At 46.1% G+C, this 23,855-nt stretch carries 21 protein-coding genes and 1 pseudogene; 4 read left to right on the top strand and 18 right to left on the bottom strand.

Annotation, left to right across the window (positions count from 1 at the left end; genetic code table 11):
* Positions 1–76 precede the first annotated feature (76 nt).
* A complete protein-coding gene (locus NSQ55_RS12190) occupies positions 77–2,893 on the bottom strand; it encodes a calcium-translocating P-type ATPase, SERCA-type (RefSeq protein ID WP_076280363.1) in 2,817 nt (938 codons plus the stop codon).
* Positions 2,894–3,184: 291 nt separating this feature from the next.
* On the opposite strand from NSQ55_RS12190, the gene NSQ55_RS12185 reads away from it, so the two are divergent.
* A complete protein-coding gene (locus NSQ55_RS12185; RefSeq protein WP_339173561.1) occupies positions 3,185–5,074 on the top strand; it encodes an NFACT RNA binding domain-containing protein in 1,890 nt (629 codons plus the stop codon).
* Between the two features lie 87 nt (positions 5,075–5,161).
* Here the strand turns inward: NSQ55_RS12185 and NSQ55_RS12180 are convergent, their stop codons facing one another.
* The 10 genes and pseudogenes from NSQ55_RS12180 to NSQ55_RS12135 all read right to left on the bottom strand — a co-directional run bounded on the left by NSQ55_RS12180 (position 5,162) and on the right by NSQ55_RS12135 (position 14,452).
* Positions 5,162–6,049: a PHP domain-containing protein gene (locus NSQ55_RS12180; protein ID WP_339174486.1), complete on the bottom strand. Its 888-nt coding sequence runs from the start codon at positions 6,047–6,049 to the stop codon at positions 5,162–5,164.
* A 72-nt stretch (positions 6,050–6,121) separates the two neighbouring features.
* Positions 6,122–6,574 (bottom strand): annotated as a pseudogene (locus NSQ55_RS12175) (GNAT family N-acetyltransferase); the annotation flags it as partial.
* A 23-nt stretch (positions 6,575–6,597) separates the two neighbouring features.
* Positions 6,598–7,497 (bottom strand): selenium metabolism-associated LysR family transcriptional regulator, encoded by a 900-nt coding sequence (locus NSQ55_RS12170; RefSeq protein ID WP_076129135.1) that lies wholly within the window; start codon positions 7,495–7,497, stop codon positions 6,598–6,600.
* A 161-nt stretch (positions 7,498–7,658) separates the two neighbouring features.
* The gene (locus NSQ55_RS12165; protein ID WP_076129159.1) at positions 7,659–8,096 is read right to left on the bottom strand and encodes a hypothetical protein; all 438 of its coding nucleotides are present in this window, start codon (positions 8,094–8,096) and stop codon (positions 7,659–7,661) included.
* Positions 8,097–8,260: 164 nt separating this feature from the next.
* Complete coding sequence (locus NSQ55_RS12160; protein WP_036686170.1) at positions 8,261–8,524, bottom strand: YlbG family protein; 264 nt, start codon at positions 8,522–8,524, stop codon at positions 8,261–8,263.
* A 40-nt stretch (positions 8,525–8,564) separates the two neighbouring features.
* Positions 8,565–9,002: a YlbF family regulator gene (locus NSQ55_RS12155; protein WP_076129134.1), complete on the bottom strand. Its 438-nt coding sequence runs from the start codon at positions 9,000–9,002 to the stop codon at positions 8,565–8,567.
* Positions 9,003–9,022: 20 nt separating this feature from the next.
* On the bottom strand, positions 9,023–10,948 hold the full coding sequence (locus NSQ55_RS12150; RefSeq protein WP_339173557.1) for a helicase-associated domain-containing protein: 1,926 nt from the start codon (positions 10,946–10,948) through the stop codon (positions 9,023–9,025).
* Entirely contained in the window at positions 10,945–12,657 is a 1,713-nt protein-coding gene (locus NSQ55_RS12145) for a DNA repair helicase XPB (RefSeq protein ID WP_339173554.1), read from the bottom strand. The genes NSQ55_RS12150 and NSQ55_RS12145 overlap by 4 nt, the downstream gene beginning before the upstream one ends.
* Before the next feature lie 119 nt (positions 12,658–12,776).
* Entirely contained in the window at positions 12,777–13,208 is a 432-nt protein-coding gene (locus tag NSQ55_RS12140; RefSeq protein ID WP_076129131.1) for a CBS domain-containing protein, read from the bottom strand.
* A gap of 62 nt (positions 13,209–13,270) precedes the next feature.
* The gene (locus tag NSQ55_RS12135) at positions 13,271–14,452 is read right to left on the bottom strand and encodes a M20 family metallopeptidase (protein WP_076304154.1); all 1,182 of its coding nucleotides are present in this window, start codon (positions 14,450–14,452) and stop codon (positions 13,271–13,273) included.
* 239 nt (positions 14,453–14,691) lie between these two features.
* Between NSQ55_RS12135 and NSQ55_RS12130 the strand changes: the two genes are divergently transcribed.
* Both NSQ55_RS12130 and ftsW read left to right on the top strand, forming a co-directional pair.
* Positions 14,692–15,039: a YugN family protein gene (locus NSQ55_RS12130; protein WP_036686159.1), complete on the top strand. Its 348-nt coding sequence runs from the start codon at positions 14,692–14,694 to the stop codon at positions 15,037–15,039.
* Positions 15,036–16,277 (top strand): putative lipid II flippase FtsW, encoded by a 1,242-nt coding sequence (gene ftsW, locus NSQ55_RS12125; protein ID WP_081388260.1) that lies wholly within the window; start codon positions 15,036–15,038, stop codon positions 16,275–16,277. The genes NSQ55_RS12130 and ftsW overlap by 4 nt, the downstream gene beginning before the upstream one ends.
* A gap of 88 nt (positions 16,278–16,365) precedes the next feature.
* Here ftsW and NSQ55_RS12120 read toward each other — a convergent pair whose 3' ends face one another.
* On the bottom strand, positions 16,366–16,731 hold the full coding sequence (locus tag NSQ55_RS12120) for an Asp23/Gls24 family envelope stress response protein (protein ID WP_019911482.1): 366 nt from the start codon (positions 16,729–16,731) through the stop codon (positions 16,366–16,368).
* Between the two features lie 154 nt (positions 16,732–16,885).
* Here NSQ55_RS12120 and cax point away from each other — a divergent pair, with 154 nt between their 5' ends.
* On the top strand, positions 16,886–17,956 hold the full coding sequence (gene cax / locus NSQ55_RS12115) for a calcium/proton exchanger (RefSeq protein WP_036686157.1): 1,071 nt from the start codon (positions 16,886–16,888) through the stop codon (positions 17,954–17,956).
* A gap of 87 nt (positions 17,957–18,043) precedes the next feature.
* Here cax and NSQ55_RS12110 read toward each other — a convergent pair whose 3' ends face one another.
* From NSQ55_RS12110 to NSQ55_RS12085, 6 genes are all read right to left on the bottom strand, one after another.
* Positions 18,044–18,340, bottom strand: a complete 297-nt coding sequence (locus NSQ55_RS12110; RefSeq protein WP_036686156.1) for a YlaN family protein — start codon at positions 18,338–18,340, stop codon at positions 18,044–18,046.
* A 202-nt stretch (positions 18,341–18,542) separates the two neighbouring features.
* Complete coding sequence (locus tag NSQ55_RS12105) at positions 18,543–18,788, bottom strand: HPr family phosphocarrier protein (RefSeq protein ID WP_036686154.1); 246 nt, start codon at positions 18,786–18,788, stop codon at positions 18,543–18,545.
* 106 nt (positions 18,789–18,894) lie between these two features.
* Complete coding sequence (locus NSQ55_RS12100; protein ID WP_036686152.1) at positions 18,895–20,010, bottom strand: aminopeptidase; 1,116 nt, start codon at positions 20,008–20,010, stop codon at positions 18,895–18,897.
* 95 nt (positions 20,011–20,105) lie between these two features.
* A complete protein-coding gene (locus NSQ55_RS12095; RefSeq protein ID WP_143762422.1) occupies positions 20,106–20,933 on the bottom strand; it encodes a hypothetical protein in 828 nt (275 codons plus the stop codon).
* A 104-nt stretch (positions 20,934–21,037) separates the two neighbouring features.
* Positions 21,038–21,190 (bottom strand): hypothetical protein, encoded by a 153-nt coding sequence (locus NSQ55_RS12090; RefSeq protein ID WP_280752774.1) that lies wholly within the window; start codon positions 21,188–21,190, stop codon positions 21,038–21,040.
* Positions 21,191–21,466: 276 nt separating this feature from the next.
* The gene (locus NSQ55_RS12085; RefSeq protein ID WP_076129127.1) at positions 21,467–23,470 is read right to left on the bottom strand and encodes a sensor domain-containing diguanylate cyclase; all 2,004 of its coding nucleotides are present in this window, start codon (positions 23,468–23,470) and stop codon (positions 21,467–21,469) included.
* Between the last annotated feature and the right edge of the window lie 385 nt (positions 23,471–23,855).

The raw sequence follows: 23,855 nt of genomic DNA, 5'->3' as shown, positions 1-23,855 counted from the left end.
AATTTAGCATTTCGCAAGCATATGAGCGGTTAACTGCAACAAGTATACCTTTAGGAATGGAGCATTAGTATTGACTTTATGCTGAAATTTTTGTACTTTTTATCATCGTACTGCCGCTGCGCCCCCGATTACGTTTGCCGCCCCAAACACTGCCGGCACCCATCAAGAAGGTTGGGATCCCCGCTGTTACAAACACCAGACACCATTCGCGGAAATTGAGCGGCACTGTTTTGAAGACAGGCTGGAGCACAGGCACGTACATTACGGCCAGCATCAGTAAGACTGATGACAATACGGCAAGCACTAGATACTTATTCTGGAACGGATTGCGGTGGAACACTGAGCGCGAGCTGCGGCAATCGAAGACGTGGATCAACTGTGCCATAACGAGTGTCGCAAAAGCCACCGACTGTGCGCGAATCAATTGTGCAGGATTGTCTGGTGCTATACGTAAAGTTAGCCAAAATGCTCCTAGCGTACATAAGCCAATTAAGAGTCCACGGCTTATAATTTTCCAGCCTAAGCGGCGGGCAAAAATATTCTCTTTCGCACCACGCGGTTTATGCTCCATCAAATCCTTCTCGGGCTGATCCACGCCAAGGGCCATCGCTGGCAGTCCGTCTGTCACCAGATTGACCCAAAGGATTTGAATGGGAACGAGTGGCAATGGCAGAGCGAGCATCATGGCAAAGAACATTGTCAGAATTTCTCCTACATTGGATGCCAACAAATAACGAATGAATTTACGAATATTCTCATAGATGTTTCTGCCTTCTTCGATGGCAGCAACGATCGTAGAGAAGTTATCATCTCCGAGAACAAGTGATGATGCTTCTTTGGTCACATCTGTGCCTGTGATACCCATGGCTATTCCGATATCCGCAGCCTTAATGGCTGGAGCGTCATTCACTCCATCTCCGGTCATAGCCACTACGTGACCATGACGTTGTAGCGATTTAACGATCCGAAGCTTATGCTCTGGAGATACGCGGGCGAATACATACACATTGTCCGATACCTTATCCAGCTCATCATCATCCATCCGGGTTAACTGAGCGCCTGTCAGCACCGTTCCACCACGCTGCAGAATTCCCAGCTGGTGAGCAATAGCCTCGGCAGTTGTTCCATGGTCACCGGTAATCATAACCGTCTTGATCCCGGCCCGGCGTGTGACGCTGATGGCATCGCGGACTTCACGACGTGGCGGATCAATCATTCCAGCCAAACCAATAAAGACTAATTGATTCTCCGCATCCTTTTCACTATTCACATGTTCATTTGGACGCATATCCCGGTAAGCCATACCTAGCACACGAAGGGCTCCAGAAGCCATCTGCTCATTGGCATCAAGCACCTTCTGCCGCAAAGTCGGCGTACAAGGCACAACACCGCCTTCCCAAAGCATGTATGAGCAGCGATTCAGCAATACATCGGGCGCACCTTTCGTACATACCATCCGTCCTCCAGGATGGCCTACGATCACAGACATCAGCTTCCGCTCAGAATCAAACGGAAATTCCTGTTCACGAGTGTAGGTTACGGCAAGCGTCTGAGCGGTCAGTCCCATCTTTCCTGAAAGTGCCACGAGCGCTCCTTCAGTCGGGTCGCCCTTCAGTTCCCAAACGGAAGTGTTGTCTGCAGACTTTTCAAGAATAGCATCCTTATCCTTCCCTTTGCGTTTGCCTCGCACTTCAGACTGGAAGGTCTCGATGATTTCTGCGTTGCTGCATAATGCGCCGACCTGCAACATCCGCCGTAAGCTTTGATCATGTTTTAGATCCACTGCTTTACCTTTCTCCAGAACCTGTCCATTTGGAGCATACCCTTCGCCTGTTACCTCAAGACCACGTCCACCTGTCCATAATCGGGTCACCGTCATTTTATTCTGCGTTAAAGTTCCTGTCTTGTCTGAACAGATTACCGAGGCACAGCCCAGCGTTTCCACTGACGGCAATTTACGAACGATAGCTTTGCGTTTGATCATCCGCTGCACACCTAGCGCAAGCGCAATAGTTACAATAGCGGGGAGCCCTTCCGGAATCGCGGCAACTGCCAAGCTCACACCCGCCAAGAACATGGAGGTGGCAGGCTGTCCATGCAGAATACCTGCTGCCACAACTACAATTGTCAATCCCAGAGATACGTAGATCAGAATCTTCCCTAGCTGCTCAAGCCGATGCTGCAAAGGTGTTTCCTGAGAATCCGTATTTTGGATTAGATCTGCTATCTTACCCATTTCCGTATTCATACCGGTACGGATTACAACAGCTCGCCCTGTTCCTCTGGTTACCATTGTGCCCATGAAGCCTAAATTCTTCTGATCACCAAGCGGAATCTCTTCTGCACGGATCGCTTCCGAATGCTTCGAGACAGGCAATGATTCCCCAGTAAGTGCGGATTCTTCCACATATAGAGCACTGCATTCCAACCAACGTACATCAGCAGGAATCCGATCACCACTCTCCAGCAAGACAATATCGCCTGGCACCAACAGCTTGGCTGGGATAATCTCGCTATTCCCTCCACGTAGCACTTTGGCAGAAGGTGCGGAGAGCTGCTTTAAAGCTCTTAGCGAACGTTCGGCGCGAAACTCCTGAACAAATCCAAGCGCTCCATTCAGTAAGATAATCGCGATGATCGTGATGGCATCCAAGTATTCGCCTAGCAACCCGGATACAAGCGTTGCACCCATGAGCACAAGCACCATGAAATCCTTGAACTGGTTCAACAGCAGGGTAAACGGAGATACTGTCTTTCCTTCCGACAGCTCGTTGTACCCGTTCTCCTTTCGTCTCTCCGCGGCTTCCTCATCACTGAGGCCCGTCCTTGGCTGGACATTGAACATTTTCTGCAGCTCTTCTGCACCGAGACGGTGCCAACTGTTTTGTTCCATGACTTTTCTTTCCCTCCCGGTCGTTTCTTTACTTCCGGCGGCGCACAGCTTTTCCACCTGTTCATGACAAATGTATTCAAGGTCGTCCAATAATATCACCCCTATCCAATTCCCCTTTTGCGCGAATGTCCTAAAGTATGGCATCATAGAGAGGTAAGCATAAACATCTTTGGCGTCCTTATAAGGACAGGTAGGCGTTTGAGCGAGAAATATAAGACATAAAGTATTGTGTGAAACTTTTACTTTCTTATATTTAAGAAATTCATTTCACGGCGACAGGAGAGCTTTATCATGGCATTAGACGGCATTGTTACCCGAGCTATCGTGCACGAATTGCAATCATTCATAGGTGCACGTATAGGAAAAATATATCAACCGAACAATCACGATTTAATTTTTAACCTGCGCGGCGCAGGTGGCGGCGGCAAGCTGCTGCTCTCTGCTAATCCAACGTATCCTCGGGTGCATTTTACCGAAAGAAACAGCATTAATCCTTCGGAAGCCCCCATGTTCTGCATGCTTATGCGGAAGCATTGTGAGGGAGGGACCATTGAAAGCATTACGCAGGTAGGCATGGAACGAATTATTCACATAAACGTCAAGACTAGAGATGAGCTTGGCGACGTATTTGCCAAAAAGATCATCATTGAGCTCATGGGTCGGCACAGTAACATCATTCTTACTGATCTCAGCTCTGGAACGATCATAGACGGCATTCATCATGTAACTCCATCGATTAGCAGCTATCGGATTGTGATGCCCGGCATCGCCTACACAGAGCCGCCTCAGCAGCATAAGCTGAACCCTTTGGAAATCGGCCAGGAGCAATTTCTCAATTTAATCTCGGCTGCTGAAGAAGCTGCGCTGATAGAGGATGTTGAGGAGGAAGCTGAGTCAGAAGAAATCATTGAGGGAGAGCTTGCTAATCTGATCACAAAAGAAGCAGTAGAGCAAAAACCTGACGGCTCTGGCGGTCCATCTCCCTCAGCTGACCCGGTGGGCTGGATGGTACATGCTTTCAGCGGAATGAGCCCGCTGATTGCTGGTGAAATTGCTCTTCGTCTGAGAAACACCTTGGATAAAGGCGAAGTTACAGAATCCGAAGCAGCATTTCCGGCACAGTTATGGATTGCCTTTCATTCCGTAATGAGCCCCGTACGTGATAACGAATTTTCTCCTGTTGCAGGTGCAAACGCAAAAGGTAAGATGATTTTTTCTGCGATCCCCTTAACACTTCTGGGTGAGAGTGCGAAACATTACAATTCCATAAGTGAATGTATGGAGGATTATTACGGGGATAAAGCCGAGCGCGATACTGTAAAGCAACGGGTGAGTGATTTGATCCGTTTCCTCAGCAATGAACGGAGCAAAAACGTTAAGAAACTCGCGAATTTGCAGAAGGATCTCGACGAGGCTCAGGATGCTGATCGTTACCGCATTTGGGGTGAGTTGCTTTTTGCTTCATTACACGCGGTATCCAAAGGGGATAAAGAAGCCTCCTTGGTCAATTATTATGACGAAAATCAGGCAGAGATGGTGATTCCGCTCGATCCGTTATTAAATCCTTCGGACAATGCACAACGTTATTTCAAAAAATACAACAAATATAAAAACAGCCTGCTTGTCATTAATGAACAGCTTTTGAAGACGCATGAGGAAATTTTGTATATGGAGAGTCTGCTGCAGCAACTTGCCCACGCTTCCCTCAACGACATTGAGGAGATCCGCGACGAGCTTGTAAGCCAAGGTTATCTGCGTGACCGGAGCAAAAAGGGTAAAAAGAAGAAAAAGGCCACCAGACCCACATTACAGGTCTTCACCTCTTCAGAAGGAATCGATATTTATGTCGGCAAAAACAATTTGCAGAACGAATACGTCACCAATCGGCTGGCTTCTCCGAATGATACTTGGCTGCATACCAAGGACATCCCCGGATCACACGTGGTCATCCGAAGTGAGCAATTTGGAGATGCAACGCTAGAAGAAGCCGCTCAGCTTGCCGCTTATTTCAGCCAAGCCAAACAGTCCAGCAGTGTGCCTGTGGACTGTACATTGATCCGCTATGTACGTAAGCCAAGCGGTTCCAAGCCGGGATTTGTAATCTATGATCATCAAAAGACACTGTTCGTCACACCTAATGAGGAAAGAATTAAGAGTCTTCCAAATACTTTGAGAAGCTAACTACTAGATATAAAGAAACCTCCAGCTGCAGATGTTGAACATCTAAGGCTGGAGGTTTTTATAATTTGCTCCGCAAATCGACTAATTTCATGCCTTCTTGTTTAAAAACTTCAGTACTTCTGTAGAAACCGTAACACTGCCGATATCCCCGTGAAAAATTACGCCTTGACGGGCACCATGAAAGTCAGAACCTCCGGTTATTAACAGATTATAATCCTCAGCCATAACTTGATAACGTTCTTCTTCCGCAGGTCCATGATCAGAGTGATAGACCTCAATCCCTTTAAAAACGCCTTGCTCCAGAATATCTCGCACCAGAAGGTCATCCCCGTACAAGCCCGGGTGGGCTAATACTGGAGACCCTCCTGCCTCAATGATCCACTCGCAAGCTTCCTCCGGTGTGATTCTGGGAGGTGACACATAGGCTGCTGCACCCTCGGCCAAATACTTGTTGAAGGCATCTCTCATATCGGTAGCTGCCCCAAGCCGAACCAGCTCGTCGGCAATATGTGGTCGGCCGATGCTTTCATCAGGCTTCAATTCCCGCCCAATCCCCGCTATAACCTGTTCCAAGGTAATCGCAATCCCAAGGTCTTGCAGCTTGGTAATTATCGCTTCATTCCTAAGTGCCCGGGTATCTCTTAGCCCTTCCAAACGTGAGAGAAATTGTTCATTCTCAGGATCAACATAATAGCCCAGCACATGAATGTCTTTGCCACCAGCACGCGTACTGATCTCTACACCAGGCACAACGGTTATTCCGTACTTTTCTCCTGCTTCACAGGCTTCCTTCACACCAGCTACTGTATCATGATCCGTAATGGCAACAGCGCTTAGCCCCTTCTCCTTAGCAAGCCGTACATTCTCCGCTGGCGGCTGCATGCCGTCAGAGGCTTGAGTATGGGTATGGAGGTCGCATACATCCTTAGCGGATAGGTTACCTGCATTCTCCCACTCTTCCCGCAGAATCCCCATTTTTATGGCATCATAGTATTCTCCTCGCACGATTCGTGCTTTACGGACGCGAGCTTCTTCCACCATGCCACATTTCGCTGCCAACCCGATCATTCTTTTATTCCCTGACCAGGTGCCTATTCCAAGTCGGACTGTATCAAGAGAATTAAATAAATAATCTATCCACATCTTAAACGCTTCCGTACCATAACCACCTGACCAATAACTAGAATCAAAGATTACTATACCAATCTCCATCCAGTTGGTTTCTTGCGATATCCAGTAGCGCCCTACTTTCCCCTTTACCTTGCCGTCTATTTCTATGATCAACAGGTTACGCGGGGTTTCCGTCTCAACTAACGCCAAATGACCTATGTAGTCCTCGGTAAACTTTTCGAATCTTTGATGCGCCAAAGATTTATAGGGACCATCCCATTTCAAGTGTTCACGGTCTTCAGCTTCATGATAGTGATAATAAAGCTTCTGAAAATCAGCCTCTGTAATATCGCGCAATACTAGCTTTTCTCCACGTAGAACAATTGACATTGTAATATCCCCCGCTTTAACTATCAGATTTGATTCGAATGCTCACGCAAATAAGTCAGGAAGGTTACTGCAGAAATTGGCAGCAGTGTTGATTTTAGATGAATGGCGTAGAATTGTCTTTTAAAAGAGGCATCGGAGATATTCACAATTTTCAACAGTCCCAGCGCAACTTCATGCTTGACCGAAGAGGTCGATATGATCGTTATGCCAAGACCTGCTTCCACCGCTGATTTCACAGCTCCCGTACTTCCAAGCTCCATCACGATCTTCATAGTTCCCGGATCAAGTCCCTTGGAGAACAGCTGCTCCTCCATCACACGCCGCGTTCCTGAGCCCTGCTCACGCAATACAAAAGGATGCTGAAGCACTTGCTCCAAGGTAACCTCTTGCTGCTCCGCAAGTGGATGATCATGTGGCACGATCAACTTTAGCTCATCCCCCATCACGGGCTCGATCTCCATGTCTGGATGTGTGACCGGAGCTTCAATTAAGCCGAAATTCAGTTGATGCTTGAGGATTTCCTCCATAATTTGCGAGGTATTCATCACTTTCATCATAATTGAAATGTTAGGATATTGCTTTCCGAAAGGGCCTAACAGCCGTGGCAGCACGTATTCTCCTATCGTAAGACTCGCCCCAAGCTGCAGCCGCCCCTCCAGCATATGTGTGAATGCTGACATCGCTTGATCCGTCTCACGCATCAGCTGAATACTGCGCAGCGCGTATGGCATCAGGGTGTGCCCTGCTTCGGAGAGTACGATTTTTTTGGTGGAACGGTTAAACAATTTGGTGCCAAAATAATCCTCCAGTGCCTGTACCTGCATGGTCACAGCTGGTTGAGTCATATGTAAAGTCTGCGCCGCCGCCGAGAAGCTTCCCCGCTCGGAGACCGTATAAAAAATATGCAGCTGATGAAAGTTCATGCTTCGCAACTCCTTATATTACAAAAAAGAACGTCCTTTAAAGACGACAATCGTTTCTCGTAGAAACTTAAGAATATTATAATCGTGCAGTATATAAATTCTTATATTTTTAAAAAGGACATGCAGACTCGCCGCATGCCTCTTGCCCGTTTCTTTATAGACTATTTGCGTCTTCGTTTCTTCTTCGACAGCTTTGTGCGGTGAGAATTGCGCAGCAGTGAAAAATAGGTCTTTAAATCTCTCAACTGTGGCATCTCCGAGATTCTCCCAAGAAACGAAACGATGATCATAGAATATAATGGCTGGCCTGAGAGATCTCTCTCACCTGTCAATTCCGTAAACTCAGCGATTACTACAGAGTCATCGTCAATTAAATATGCGTTATAATCACTGCTTGAAAAGGGCTTGATCCGATTCTGCATTAGGCACTGCCACATCCATGCAGCGACCTCTTCGGCATTGCTTGCACCATTGCTGATGCGGTCCATATAACGGCTCTTCGCATGATTTGTTATAACGATATCAGCGACCCTGTAATCGTTCAGCATGATGTGGAAGGGCTCATAAGTGCTGGGCCAATCCGTCCCCTTGTTGCGCATCATCATCACACTCCACCATAAGGGTCTTAGTATGCACTTAATGTTGTCATCTTACCTCATTGCCGAAAGTTGTACAAGTTTCTACCGTCGAGAGTAATGGCGTTTTTTTGTAAATAAGCATAAAAAAAACAGGCGCTGTTTAAGCGCCTGTTTATCTCCTGGAATCACATACTGTAATTACGGGACTTGTCCGGTCCATTACTAGTATACTCTGTCTTAATTTCGTTACGATAAGATCTTTCAATCTTCCGCACATAGGAGAGTCTGCGGACATTCTTCATAACTTCCTCGGCCCGTTCTGCATTTACATACATAACTGCATAATGCATTTTCCGAGAAACATAATGTAATGTTCCGTATTTCTCAAGGTTACGTGCCGCTTTAACGTCACTTACCCAAATGATGTATCCTGTCCGTTCCGCAAACATAAGCTAAACCGCCTTTCTCTCTCTAAATCCTAAGGGAAGCTTATCCGCAGGAGCATTTTCCCCCGCTGCCGCATCCACCTTTAGGGGAAGGATCATTACTTGGTACTTTAATGCTATCTGATACTGAAAAAGCAATCGCTTCCGACATGGAATGCAGAATGTCGTCAAGGGTCTTCTCTGCCAGCTTGAAACGAACAACTTCTTCGAACCGCTCCAGTTCCGCTTCTACTGCCGAAACCTCATCCTTTGCTGAATGATAATTCGGGTGGAAATGTCCGAATCGCTGTGTTTCTTCAAACAACTCCTTCTTAGTCTGAAGTCGTTTGACCATGGCCTGAATTTCGGGGTTCGTATCAACCCGTCCTTTCCAGTATAAGTAATCCGACACCTCGGCGGATTGATTAATCATATCGCCTAATTCATAGGCGTATGTCAGCACTTCAGCCATATCGACCGTATTTATTTCAGCTACGCTCATGAACTCAGCTCTTTTCTTCGTTAATGATCTACCGATTCAGTAGACTTTTCTATCATACCATAATCACTCGCTTGAGCAGAAGAGGAATTTCTTCGTCCTTTGGGAATAACTAACTTCATTTCCTTCCAGTCTTCCGGAGTGAGCTCTATATCTTCAACCGTTTCACCATCGTGATAGAGCAGCTGTCCGGAAACTCTCCATGGATTTCCGCTTATGCGGGAAGGGATAAAATCTAACATCTGATCTTTTAGTGCAAAACGCACCTTGACTCCCCATCTTAACCCTTGCTCCATCACCTTTTGTGCAGTCGAGCTATGATAATGCCGCCATTCTTTGCTCCAGATCTGCGGTACATTTTCTCCACCGAAGAGAATCTCCTCCTCTTGTTCAGGAGCAATAACCGGCAGGTTAAGAAAAGGATTCCCTTTGGACAGCAATCCTAGTTCTACATTCAGCTCTGGAAGAACATACGTAGCTTCGGGGTTTCCTGTTTCATCAGGAAACCAACACCACCCTACGTTTGGATCCTCCACCTGTCCTCCAATGATTCTGGAAGGCGCTAGCCCCGCGGAGTACAGTTCTTTTCGTATCTGTTCCATATATTCCGGGTCCACTATGAAATGTAAAGGACCGATACGTTCAAGATTCTCCTGTAAACGCGGATGAGCTGCGATAGCAGCTCCATCGGCTTCCGTCTGACAGGTCAAGAGAATTACTTGCGATAGTGAAGTACGGCCAATGCTTTTTGCCCATTGCTCAAGGGACATTTGAACCACCGAAGGAAGCCCGCCCATTGCATGCTCACTTATCCAGGAGATGATGTCATTCGGTGACATTCCACGCTCAGCTGCAAGTTCCAACCTCTCTTTCGTCAGCCGGAAGCTCCATATCGTATCACTTTGCTGGAGCTCAGCGCAGCCAGCCAGTGTCCATCGTACAGAATAGGGGACCTCCGGTGGAACCAGCACCTCGAAATCTGGCTGCACAATAAACTGTTCCTGTGTATCTCCAGACCCAACAGCAGCGAATGATCCCCTCTCAGCAGATAGCATTGGCTTAGCAGCGGTCCAGCGAAAACACAACATGCCCTCAGCGGTTTCTCCCAGTTCACACCAGCCAAAGCCTGTTAAACAACGTAACCAGTTCAAGCTTGATTGTTCAAGCTCATTACGGGCAACGTTACCTGTGAGATTAGAAGCCATCATCCAGTCTAATAGTGCGGGCAGCATTATCCATTTCCCGGGGATAAAATCTGCATTAGAAATTATATAACGAAAATGTTGATCGGCTGGCCCCACGCTTCCAGAGCGATTAATTACAATCCCATAAAGAATGTCACTCATCGTCGCTTCAGGAAGCTGCAGCCAACGATCCAACAGCTCCAGATCAAGCGTGTATCCGGTGTTCTGCCTGTGGATAAGTCCAAGACACAGCAGGATGTCTACCGTCACAATGACAGAAAGAGTTTTCTGTTCCTCTAATAGAGAACCTACGGAGAGCCCTTGCAAATGCTCCTCCCCAAAAGAGAGCTGCGCCGCTAAGCGGTTAAGATGCTTTTTATGAATAATCCCCTTGGCTGTCAGCGGCAACCCTTCCCAAGCGGTGAACAGCAAAGCCCGAAACAAATCTATCGCCAGTCCGGCTCCTGCTTCCATGGTAAGACTCACTAAATGCCCGGAAATGAATTGCGGCTGATATGGGAAAAATTCTTGTTCAATTGCCGGCAGCTGATCAACAGGAATCTGGTACAGCTTTTCGCCTAATATTTTATGCCTTGCAGTTAACAGCCCCTCGCGGCGCAATTCGTTCATTGCAAGCTTTTGCTCAGCACGACAAAGCGCCACAGGGCGCAATCGTTCTTCCTTCCCTTCCTCAAACGGCTGGGCAGCATAAGCTGCACATAATCGCTTTAAGACCTCTAATGCTTCTGTAGACAGCTGGTTCAATGGATGGTTCGCTCCTCTCCACTCGGCATCTTTTTAACGACATATTCATAGCCCTGCTCAGTCAAAAACATCCTGCGTCGCAAAGCGAAATCCTGTTCCCGGCTATCTTCAGATACCAGTGTATAGAAATAGGCTTTATTCTCCCCCGCTTTGGGGCGGAGAATTCGACCTAGTCGCTGAGCTTCCTCCTGCCGTGATCCATAAGCTCCTGAGACTTCAATAGCAATCGACGCGTCAGGTAAATTCACCGCGAAATTCGCTACTTTCGACACCACCAGTACCTGTATATCTCCCTCGTTAAAAGCCGCATATAGCTCGTCTCTTTCACGCTGCTTCGTTTTGCCGGTAATTAAAGGCGCCCCGATCCTGTCAGCCAGTTCACTTAACTGGTCGAGATATTGTCCAATAACCAGCACCGAAGAACCTGTATGGACCTTTAGAAGCTTGGCTACAATTTCAGCTTTGGCAGGATTGCAGGAAGCCATACGAAATTTTTCTTTTGCCGCCGCGTACATATATTCTTGTTTAAGCTCCGGATTCATCGGCACAATGATCTCTACACATTCCACTTCAGCGATCCAGCCCTGCTGCTCCAGCTCCTTCCAAGGCAAATCGTAGCGTTTCGGTCCGATTAAAGAGAACACATCCCCTTCCTTCCCGTCTTCTCTAACCAAAGTGGCTGTAAGCCCCAGTCGACGTGTAGCCTGAATGTCTGCTGTAGCCCGAAATACAGGCGCTGGAAGCAGGTGAACCTCATCATATATAATCAAGCCCCAATTGCGTTCGTTAAACAGCTTCATATGGAGAAACGGACCGTCTTTGGACGAACGATGCGTTAATATTTGATAGGTGGCAATGGTGACTGGCCGCACTTCTCTTTTTTCACCAGAATATTCCCCCACTGCCTCCCCAGCCAAATCTGTTCGCTCCAGCAGTTCATCCATCCATTGCCTTACGGACGTTGTATTTGAAGTTAAAATTAGGGTTTCACATTGGAGACTTTCAAGTACTGCTACTCCTACAATTGTCTTCCCTGCGCCACAAGGCAGCACCACCACACCGCTTCCCCCTTGTCCTTCTGTCCCTTGAAACAGCTGAACGGCCTCCTGCTGATATTCACGTAAGCCAAATGAATCGTTTGCCGAATCAGCCTTGCAGGTATCGAGATTCTCCTTCCAGGTCAAGCTAAGCGCTTGCCCTTCATGATATCCGGCGTAGTCGAGAACTGGATACCCCAATCTCATCAGCTCTTGTTTCAAAAGCCCTCTATTCTCCGCAGGGCACGCGCATTCCAGAGGATTTATTCTCAGTAGACCCAGCGATTTTAGACCTTGTTCATCACTCAATTCATCCAAAAGCTCAGGAGCATCCGCTCTTAACATAACGACCTCATTCTGAGTCTCTTGGCCATGAAGAGTCAGCTTTCCATATCTGGACAAAAGAGTTTCGATTTCCTCCTCCAGTCCTGTGGGAACACCCCAGCGTGCAAGGTGATGCAGGCTAGTGATAATCTCCTCAGCAGTATAATTAAGCGCAGCTGCATTCCAAAGAGATAAAGGGGTAATTCGGTAGGTATGGTAAGCAGGAGGACTTTTTATCAGCTCCGCGAAGGTCCCTAGCTTTTTCCTTGCCACCTCAAAATCCGGATGAGCACATTCCAGTAGAATTGTCCGGTCCCTGCGTACGATGCACGCTCCTGATCCATTCATAGCTTTTCCTCCCTAGTGTTCAAGTAATTTAAGCTTGCGCTATGTAATTTTGTTTATTTTCATATAACAGGAAAAAGCCCATCCCCGCATAACGGTCATGAGCTTCCCTATCTGACTATTTAATGTAAATGCTGCTGCGAAATATCATGGAGGGCTTCACCAGCTTCATCCGCAAAAATGTCGCGCACAGCCAGATCTCCAATCGACACTACGCCCACCAGCTTCTGGTCACGTGTCACCGCCAGCCTGCGAATTTGCCAGCCAGCCATTAACTCTGCAGCCTCATCTACTGAAGTATTCTCCGAGACGGCCTGAATCTCTTTACTCATTACAGTTTCCACTGAGGTTGAACCAGGATGTTTAGCCGCATAACCTCTAATCACGAGATCGCGGTCAGTAATTACACCGAGCAGTGTCTTATGTTCTTCATTATCAACAACAGGTATAAATCCCGTGTCATAATCTCGCATTTTCACGGCAACTTCATACACATTATCTTGCAGCGTAACCGTTGCAGGCTCCTTCGTCATAACCTCTTTCACTGTCTTCAAGAATGAACCCTCCTAATCATGGTCTCATGTTATGGGAATAGGTTCTCCTCTATGAAACGAAATTATACGATTGTGTTCTCACGCATACAGGAATTCGCCATAGCAATGAGCAGCTTCATTCCGTGCAGCATGGCATCTTCGTCAAAATCAAATTTGCTATGATGATGTGGATAGTCAGCCTCTTTATCCGGATTTCCGGCACCCACAAACATAAAGCAGCCTGGAATCTCCTTAACATAATAGGCAAAATCCTCAGCTGGCATCAGCTTTTCCATCCGAATCACTTCAACAGATTCTCCTAAAGCCGCTGGGGCCACCTCGAAAAACCGCTGCACTTCACCATCGTGATTTACGAGGGGAGGATATCCCATAACGTAATCTATCTTAGCTTCTGCCCCGTAAGCGCTGGCAATAGAAACGGTCATTTCTTCGATTCGCTGGCGTATCAAATGCCGTGTCTCCTCGTCGAATGCCCGCACTGTCCCTGTGATCCGGCATTGCTCGGCAATGACATTCTGGGCGAACCCCCCTTGAATGGTTCCTACACTGAGTACAGCGGGCTCCAGCGGGTTCACAGAGCGGCTTACAATGCTTTGCAGCTGGGTCACCAGCGCCGCTCCCGCCACGATGCTATCAATGGTACGGTTCGGCATGCCGCCATGTCCGCCTTTGCCAATGATATCTATAAAAAACTCGTCCGCAGACGCCATCAACGGTCCCGGAGCACTCCCTACAGTTCCCATAGGCAATGGAGTCCACAGATGCAGACCATACACCGCATCCGCTCCTTCTAACATGCCTTCGGCAATCATCCCCTGCGCCCCTCCTGGGCATACTTCCTCTGCGGGCTGAAAAAGAAAACGCAGCTCCCCTTCCAGCTCCTCAAGCCGGCTGCTGTAGTAAGAGGCTACACCGAGCAGTATGGAAGTGTGACCATCATGTCCACAGGCATGCATTACCCCTTCATTTTGCGAAACGTAATCCTTCTTGTTCTCCTCTTTAATAGGTAGGGCATCCATGTCCGCACGAAGAACAACGGTTTTCCCCGGCCGCTTTCCCCGTAGTATGCCAAGCACACCATACCCTGTCCCGCTTTTTCTGACTTCAATTCCGAATTCGGCTAACTTATCTGCTATAAATGCTGACGTTTCCTTTTCATGAAAAGACAACTCCGGATGACGATGCAAATGGCGTCTCCATTCCACGATCTCCGGCATGAGCGAATCAACCGCTAAGCTCTTCATAAGTTCTCCATCCCCTTCTCGATAAACCCGCATCCATAGCAAGCGATAGCAGTCCTGTTCACTTTGTTCCAGCCGCGAACGACTATAATTCTTTTATTGTAGCAGAAACGCAAAAAACTGGGTATTGTTAGGCACTGCCTACTCTTGCACAACCTTTAGAAACATACTATCATGAGGTAGAACATCAGCAATCGGATCAGAAATTCATCATTATACTTCATAAGGGGGATATGCGTGCTATGATTTTTGAGAACACGGGCCTCGTAGGATTGAAGAGTGATCTTCTCTATCTGGACGAGAGTGCCACAAAAGCTGGCTTCATCCGCTGGCAATGGGAATACTATCGTGCCACTTACGACTGCAAAATTGAAGACCCACAGGATGGTGGCGAATACTTCCTACGCATTAACACTCGCGCTGTCGAGGGAAAGCTAGAGAAGTCTGATGCCGTACTTGCAATTGAAGCCGTATACTTAGGAAAAGCAACCTTCCCTCATGGCCTGGAATATGAATCTCCGGTGCCAAAACCAGTATTGGACACTGCTGCTAAGCGGATTCTTGAATTAAAGCAGCTGTTAGAGGCTTGAGTAACAGAAAGGGAACGACGAAACAAAATGTCAGCCTGCCCAAAAGAGGAACACCCGATTTCCAACTACTTATCTTAACACTACTACTTGTGGGTTTCGGTCTAGTCATGGTCTTCAGTGCTAGCTCAAGCTTAACCTTAGCAAGCTCGAAGTTCGGTAATGACCCTCTATATTTCATTAAACGCCAAGTGATCTGGATCGTACTCGGAACCGTTGTTATGTTTATAGCTATGAACATTCACTACAGTAAGTTTAAGAAGTGGTATGTACCTATTTTTATCATCACCGTTATACTTCTGCTCGTGGTAGCCTTCTCTGAAAAAATTAATGGTGCCAAGAGCTGGCTTAGTATCGGAAAACTTGGAATTCAACCCACCGAATTAGCCAAAATATCGATTATCCTGTATATCTCAGCACTCATCACCAAAAAAGGTGAACGGTTTAGAGATTTCCGTACAGGATATATCCCTGTAATGGTCATCGTGGGTATTGTTGCCGGACTTATAATGATGCAGCCGGATTTAGGTTCTTGCCTCATTCTCGTAGCTACCAGCGGACTTGTTATTTATGCCGGTGGTGCCAGCATGAAGCATATTCTGGGCTCTATAGCACTGCTAGTGCTAGGTGTAGGACTAGTTGTAGGCGCCAAAGCAGCGATTGATTCTTTATCTCCATCCGATAAAGCCACTGACACTCAGGATTATAGAAAAGGTCGTATCGTTGCCTTTTTAGACCCTTATCAGGTTGCTGAGGGTGATGGTTATAACATTATTCAATCCTTAACCGCTCTTGGCCAAGGTGGAGTAAGTGGTTCCGGCTTCGGCAAAAGCATTCAAAAGCTGGACTATCTAAAATACCCTTATACGGACTTTATCTTCCCCGTAATTGGTGAAGAGTTCGGCTTTCTGGGGACCTCCATATTTTTGATGTTATATCTGTATTTTATCTGGCGAGGTATTCTAATCGCTTTAAGGTGTAAGGATCCCTTTGGTACGCTCGTCGGAATTGGGATTATGGGCCTCATAGCCATTCAGGCCTTTGTCAATATCGGCGGTGTAACCAATACAATCCCTCTTACCGGCGTTACCTTGCCGTTTATCAGCTACGGGGGCTCTTCACTCCTTGTCAGCATGCTGTGCATGGGAATTATGCTAAGCATCTCAAGAGAAACCAACCTTCCTGCCAAAGAGGAAGTAACGAAATCTGTAACAACGGTTAGACAGGTTCGTTCCCGGTAAGCTTTATAAAGCCGGAGGTTAGGGAATTTACACATAAAAAAGCAGCCCAGGGAATTAACCTTGGACTGCTTTTTTGTGTACAAGTTTTTTAAGAGATTTCATCATTCTTGAAAGCTACGCCTTCAACTTTGACATTTACCTCAACAATATGAAGTCCAGTCATGCTCTCCACAGCTTCACGTACGTTCTGCTGAAGCATCCGGCACACTTCGTGGATCGGTGTTTCATAGAGAACGATAATTCGTAGATCTACTGCTGCTTCCAGCTGTCCTACTTCAACGGTAACGCCCTTCTGAACGTTCTTACCGCTTAGACGTTTCGCCCAGCCTTCTGACAGGCCACCAGACATGGCTGCAATTCCCGGAGTCTCCAAGGCAGCCAAACCGGCAATTTTTGAGACGACGTCATTTGAAATTCGTATATTTCCCATTTCCAGTTGAAGTTGTTCTGCCATGCCATATCCCCCCTACACTCATTATCAATTATTGTAATTCCAAAACAGGCTAAAAAGCAAATCACTTTATCGCTTTCTCGTTTACACCTAGGAACAATTTGGGTATATTGATTATGAATTCAATCTAAATACATAGATAGGAGTGTCCTTTACATTGAAAAAATGGATTTCACCATCACTGATGGGTATCGCCTTTATCCTTAGTGCGATCGGCCATTATGCCGATTGGGATCATACCCTGCAGTTCATTCTCTCAGCAATCGCTGTGGTGTTTGTGGCTGGTTTTCTCGGCCGGGCCACTGAAAGTGTAGCTCATTATGCCGGACAACGACTGGGCGGCTTCCTAAACGCCACCTTCGGCAATGCTGCTGAGCTAATCATTGCCTTCTTCCTGGTTAAGGAAGGATTGTTCGACATGGTCAAAGCCAGTCTTACCGGTTCTATTATCGGCAACCTGTTGCTTGTTCTAGGATTGAGTATTTTCGCCGGCGGGATGAAGTTCAAAGTTCAGAACTTCAACGTAACCCTTGCCGGAATGAATGGCTCCCTGATGATCGTTGCCGTCATTGCCTTATTTGTTCCCGCTATGTTCTTTACCACCCACTCTATTACGGAGAAGGATACCGATGTGCTCAGTTTAATCGTTGCCGGGCTGCTCATCGCTTCGTACATAGCTTGGCTAATCTTCTCCATGATCACGCATAAGAAACATCTAGAGGACGTTACAGAAGAGGGTAAAGAAGAATTAGCTCATGAACATGCCCCTGCTTGGTCCAAAAACAAATCCATCCTTTATCTCGTGCTTGCCACTGTAATGGTAGCCTTCGTGAGTGAGTGGCTGGTAGGAACGTTAGAGACTTTGACAGAACGTTTCGGATTCAGCGAGCTGTTTGTAGGTGCGTTCCTCGTAGCTATCATCGGTAATGCCGCAGAGCATAGTGCAGCCATTATGCTGGCCATGAAGAACAAAATCGGTGCAGCAGTAGAAATTGCGGTTGGAAGCAGTCTGCAAATCGCCCTGTTCGTAGCACCTGTCCTAATCTTCGCCAGTTATTTCATGGGTGATACAATGGACATAGTTTTTACGACCATCGAAATTGTCGCCATCGGTGTAGCTGTCTTTATTGCCAAATCAATTACTCAGGACGGCTCGACTAACTGGTATGAGGGTCTCTTGTTATTAACGGTCTACCTGATTTTAGGAGTCTCCTTCTATCTCGTATAATCATTATTAACCATTGTACACAACAAAAAGCGCACATGAGCGATTCGTCCTCATGTGCGCTTCTATAAATACTTAAGAAACCGATATTTATTCTTCCTTCGCTTTGTTGTTCAAAGCCTCGTAGAGTACTGCTAAGTTACGCTCCAGCTTACTTAGTACCATCTTACCAGTAATCTCTGGGACCAAACCTGCTCTAACCGCAAAATCCACTTCTCTGGAGAAACCGTACATCTGGGTATCCAGCACTTCCTCATAGAGAGGGCAGTAGCGTGTTGCCAGATTCTCCATCTGCACTTCTATAAGTTGCTGAATTTTATCGGCATCTTCTTGTAGAAGATTGATTGCTTTAAGATTATACTGTTCCTGTAATTCCGATGAAGTCATGCCTCTATCCCCCCCATGTCCAAAAGTTAAGCTGCTTTTACTATTTTACTTAATATTAGACGAAATCCGGTATCAATACAACAATTCAGTTTATACTAACCATATATTTAAAAGAACCTGCTGCGTTATCCTATCAAGTTTCGTATCTACTTCTAGAAAAAACGCCCCACCGAAAACCGGTAGGACGTTTTTAGCACGACTATTACTCAGCAACAACTGTGAATTTCAAACCGTGTTTTGCAAACACTTCAGTCATTGCCTTCTTAGCTTCTTCAGCATCTGCCCCATGAACATGAAGCTCATAGCTTTGGCTGGATACCAAAGTAGTGAACAAACCAAGGATACTTTTAACATCAATGTACTTGTTGTCCGCTTGAAGAACGATTGAAGAGTTGAACTGGCCTGCCGTTTGGGCAATATCGACAATTGCCGCATTGTTACTGGACATAGAAATCCCTCCGCAACTTGATTATAAAACTTTAGTCTTTTGTTATCATTTCTTATGATACATTGAATCCGCTTACTTGTGCAAGGAGTTTTCTTGTTATTACATTTTATTTCAAGTTTTCAGGATTCAGACCTTCGAGTTCCGGCAACACAAAAATTCCATCCTTACGGATCAATACATCGTCAAAATAAATTTCACCGCCGCCATAATCGGGACGTTGGATCAACACAAGATCCCAGTGAATGGAGGAGCGGTTACCGTTATCTGTAACATCATATGCTTGTCCTGGCGTAAAGTGCAGGCTGCCTGCGATTTTTTCGTCAAAAAGAATATCATTCATCGGGTGAAGAATGTAAGGGTTAAAACCAATAGCGAATTCGCCAATATGACGCGCGCCGTCATCTGAATTCAAAATTTCGTTCAAACGAGCGGAGTCATTGCTGGTGGCTTCAACAATTTTTCCGTTCTCGAATTTGAATTTGATATTTTCAAAGGTCACTCCATTATATACTGACGGTGCATTATAGCTGATCGTTCCATTTACAGAATCGCGAACTGGGGCGCTGTAAACCTCGCCATCCGGAATATTTTTTTGCCCGGAGCATTTCTCTGCACCGATTCCTTTAATCGAGAACTTAAGATCTGTTCCAGCACTCAAAATATGTACCTTATCCGTTCTGCGCATGAGATCAGCTAAAGCATCCTGAGCCTTGTCCATCTTGGCGTAATCCAAATTACACACTTCGAAATAAAAGTCCTCAAACGCTTCAGTGCTAATATTCGCAAGCTGAGCCATGCTCGCATTCGGATAACGCAGTACTACCCACTTCGTATGCTTCACACGTTGTTCGCTATGCACTGGATGAGAGTACAACGAGTTATACAATTTCATATTTTCTTCAGGAACATCGGACAGATCGTTCACATTCTCACCTGCACGAATCCCGATATAACAATCCATTTGCTTCATCCGGTTCAAGTCAATTTCAGCCCATGTCTGAAGACTCTCACGAGTTGCGTATTTAAGCATGCTGCGCAGGACTGTACGATCTGTTAATTGTACAAAAGCATGACCGCCGGCCTTGCCGATTTCCTCTACAACAGCTTTGATTAAATCTCTTTCGTTGCCAATCATTTCGACGAGCACGTTCTCGCCTGGCTGGACATTTACGGAATAACCGACTAGGTTAGCTGCCAGCTTTTGAATTCTGGGATCTTTCATTGTGTATTCTTCCTTCCTCTGTCTAAAAAATAAGCAAGCTTTTCTATTGTAGCACGCCCTGTATGGAGCGCAAGACCTGTGGGATAATGTGAAAATCAACGAAAGCCTGAAAAATTCACCTGTGATACATAAGTTTCATTATCAGATTCATTCCCCGCTTCCGAATAGGTAACCTTACGATTTAAGGTGAGCTTTCTCGGCAGATTATGTTTTGTATCAACGGTTAAATGGTAGACAGTCTCAACATTAGCTTGTTTCAGCTTTTGCTGTAATTCATTATTTTTCTTCTCCCATAGCTCCACTAAAGCTTGCGTAACCGCCTGATCGTTCTTTGTTATTTTTCCAGCAGAATCTGGTGTTTCAGGTCGAAGGTCTTGCATCTCTTTTTCCAATTCAGCAGTCAGCTGCTTTCTGGCCTCAGCAGGCGTCAGCTCGATCCGTAGCACATTTGTCCCTCTGCCTGCACCCGCATCTTCAGTCACATTAGCCTCCATGGATTGCAGCTCCTCCAGCTGTTTCAACGGATTAAGCAAAGCAAGCGGATTTCCGTCCTCAGAGGAACCTTCAGTAGTCAACGCTACCCATTCCCCCTCTTTTTTCTCTAGCTGACTATGGAAAGCTTTCATAGAAGTGATGCTGCTTTTTAAATCTTTAGCGCTATTTGCTGATTTTTTTGTGGATGAGGATTTATCAGGAAGCAGTGTATACAGATTGACCTTCTTATGGTCCTGTACTGTGCCTTCGTAAAATATCATGGATTCCGGAACGGTCTTTCCACCCTTTGTAAGCATGGTTGACCCTTTAAAAGTAACCCCATCGCTGCCCGTTATACCCGCTAACACCAAACTTAGATCTTCCTTGGCTGGTTTGTCTCTAATAACACTGCAACCGCTGTTGAACACGCAGGACAAGGTAAAAATCATAAGAACTAACCCCTTCAGTAATAATGACTTTCTCACGGTCATCAGGCCTTTCTTGGAGTATTTTACTTTACAGCCCACTATAGGGTTCTCCCTTCCTGCGCGCCTTATACAGATGCAAATACGTTGCTGTAATCGGTTTCCATACATTGCTCTAACTTATGCGCGTTCGTCGCTTGCTTCTGAATGTCAATACATACCACCTTCAGACTCACGAAGTTACCGCTGCCAGTCGCCGCACCGTTGTCTCTATCGGACAAAGCTGACCTTAATTACAGTATTTTGCGATATTTCCCATACCAACGGACACCAGCGCAGCTATTGACCCGAAATGCGCCCGATATGCCCCTCTTACTAAACAATAGCGTCTCTGGTGTCCGAAAACATGCCCCAAAGGCAAAATACACGCCAATAGCGTCATCTGAGTCCGAAGGCCTCGCAGCATGATGGATACACAGTCGAAGCAACCAGCCATCTGCCAAAACTAAAAGCAGCGACTCTCCAATAACGGGAGAACCGCTGCTCTGCTATCTTTTTTACTTATGAGGCAATCCCTTCACACCGCCGCCATTCTCTTTAGTGTCAACGATCACCTGGTTACGCCCATTATTCTTAGCTTTATACAGTGCCATATCTGCTCGATAGAACAGGGATTCGACGCTTACACGTTCGTCCATCCAGCTCCATTCTGCTATACCGCAGGACACTGTTACATTAGGTTCGGTCTCATTCATCACTCGCTTACGAATACGTTCAGCCACATTTACTGCCTGTTCTACTCCCATTAATGGTAAATAGACCGACAGTTCTTCTCCACCCCACCTCGCAGCAATATCCCCTTGACGGATGGAGGACTTCACAATTTCACTGACCTCTTTTAAGATCTTGTCGCCCTTTTGATGACCATAGGTATCATTCACCATCTTGAACTGATCGATATCCACAACAATTAAGCAACCGCAAAAATCTTTAGACTGCCGTTCCTTTATTTCTTCGTCCAGATAATGACGAGCATAAAGTCCAGTTAGGCTATCTCTGTTCGCTAAACGTCTAACTTCGGCATGCAGCCTTGCATTCCCTACAGCTAGTCCAATATGCCCCGCCATCGCCTGAAGCAATCTGTAATTGTCATAAGAGAAATAATGGGCATCGCGATGCGCCAACATGATGGCACCACGCACTTCACCACCTACACTTAAAGGTGTGGCAATCAGCGACTGCGACCCGGTAGCATTCATTAAACGAGAAGTAGTATTAGGATTATCTATGTAGTTAGACATGATTAATGATTCCCCAGTAGTATAGACCTTCCCGCCTAAACCTTGTCCTACTTCTAAAATTTCATTTTGCAAGGAGGAATGATTGCAAGCAATAACCTCTAGCCCGCCCTTTTCTTCGTTCATATGTAAAATACAGCAGTAGTCAGCGCCAAACATCTCAAGCAGCTCTTCAAACGCAAATTGAAAAATATCCCCTAAACGCAAGCTCTGATTCAGCCGTTGTGTAAGTTCGTTACTCATACGCAGCTCACGAATGAGCTGATTGGAGCGTTCATACAGCTTGGCATTCTCAAAAGCAGTACCTGCGGTATCCGCCACCATCGAGAGAAACCGTAAATCTACATCCATAAAGATCGAGTTATCCATCACCATGTGGAATACGCCATAAACCCCTTGCTTCCCGCCTAGCGGAAGACCAATCTCTACAATGTGTTGATCTTCAGTGTTGGTGTTCAGAGCAACACGGCCGTCTTTAAATGCTCTAGCGCAGACATCATCACTGGACATCTGAAACGGTAAAGGTTTGACCTGCGGATGAGTGCTGCGGTGATCTTGCGACATAAACAGCTCAAGCCTAGCACCAGGGTACATTGCAGAAATGCTATCTATAACCTCCGTAAGCACAGCGTTCACATCAATATTGTCATGCATCCGCTGAACGATCTGAAATAACAAGGAGCGGCGATTGCTCTCACGTTCAGCATGTTGATGAACACTCGCAAGATCAGTTACAAAAATATGTTCAAACTTATGATAGAATATGGTCCGGTACTGCAAAGATATAGCCTCAGCAGTATCTCGTCCACCCATTAAATATTGTTGTGTCGGCATAGCACAGCCCAGGAAGGCAAAAATTTCTTTGTCAACGCGAGTGATGAGCGGTATAGTAAAAAAGCTCATATCCTGACCCTGCACCGTAAGTTGAACAGATGAGGTTGCGCCAGAAAGTAAACTAGCTGCAGCCGCTTGCTCCCATTGGTGCCTCCATCGTTCTTGCTGATCGGCAATATTAGCAAAATATCTGCCTTCAAAATTCAGCACACACCAATCCCATGATTTAGCGAATGGTAGAGCCTCTAGCCCATCGATCCATTCCTCGAAGCTGTCTGCAATCAGATTGGCCAAATATGGGAAGTCATGGGACACTATTTCCGTTTCCCTAAGCCAGGCGGTGGGATCTTCGGAATCTCTACTAGTGTGCAATTTGTCCTGTATCAGCATACGACTGTCTTGAGAAGCGTATGCTTTCTGTTCTGACATAACGAAGATCCCCTTTGCTTCTCATTTAAGAAAAAAAACCTTCCCAATTAACATCTAATTAACTATATTTTACTCCCTTTCTTTGTGTATTGCATTATATTTTCCTTATTTCCGGGATTTTTTTTAGGACCAAAGAACTAACGACAAAGAATGACAAAAACTCTTTTAATATGCGCTTGACTTTATATGCTACTTTCATATAATATTTATTGTTGAACAAGACTGTAACAAGTCTTACTTGGGCGTAACGTTGTGTCACCCTCACGCATTTCGTTACTGCCAGGGCAGCGGCTGAACTTCCCTGGTAGTGTGGAAGCCAATAATGCTAATCACGGATACGAAATGCGGCGCAAATAGAGCCCTAACCTGAAATTTCAAATATAAA

Origin of the sequence: Paenibacillus sp. FSL H7-0943 (assembly GCF_037963265.1) — a bacterium.
GTDB lineage: Bacteria > Bacillota > Bacilli > Paenibacillales > Paenibacillaceae > Paenibacillus_AQ > Paenibacillus_AQ odorifer.
Note: the sequence above shows the minus strand (reverse complement) of the source record. Positions and strands in the feature narration are given on the sequence as shown.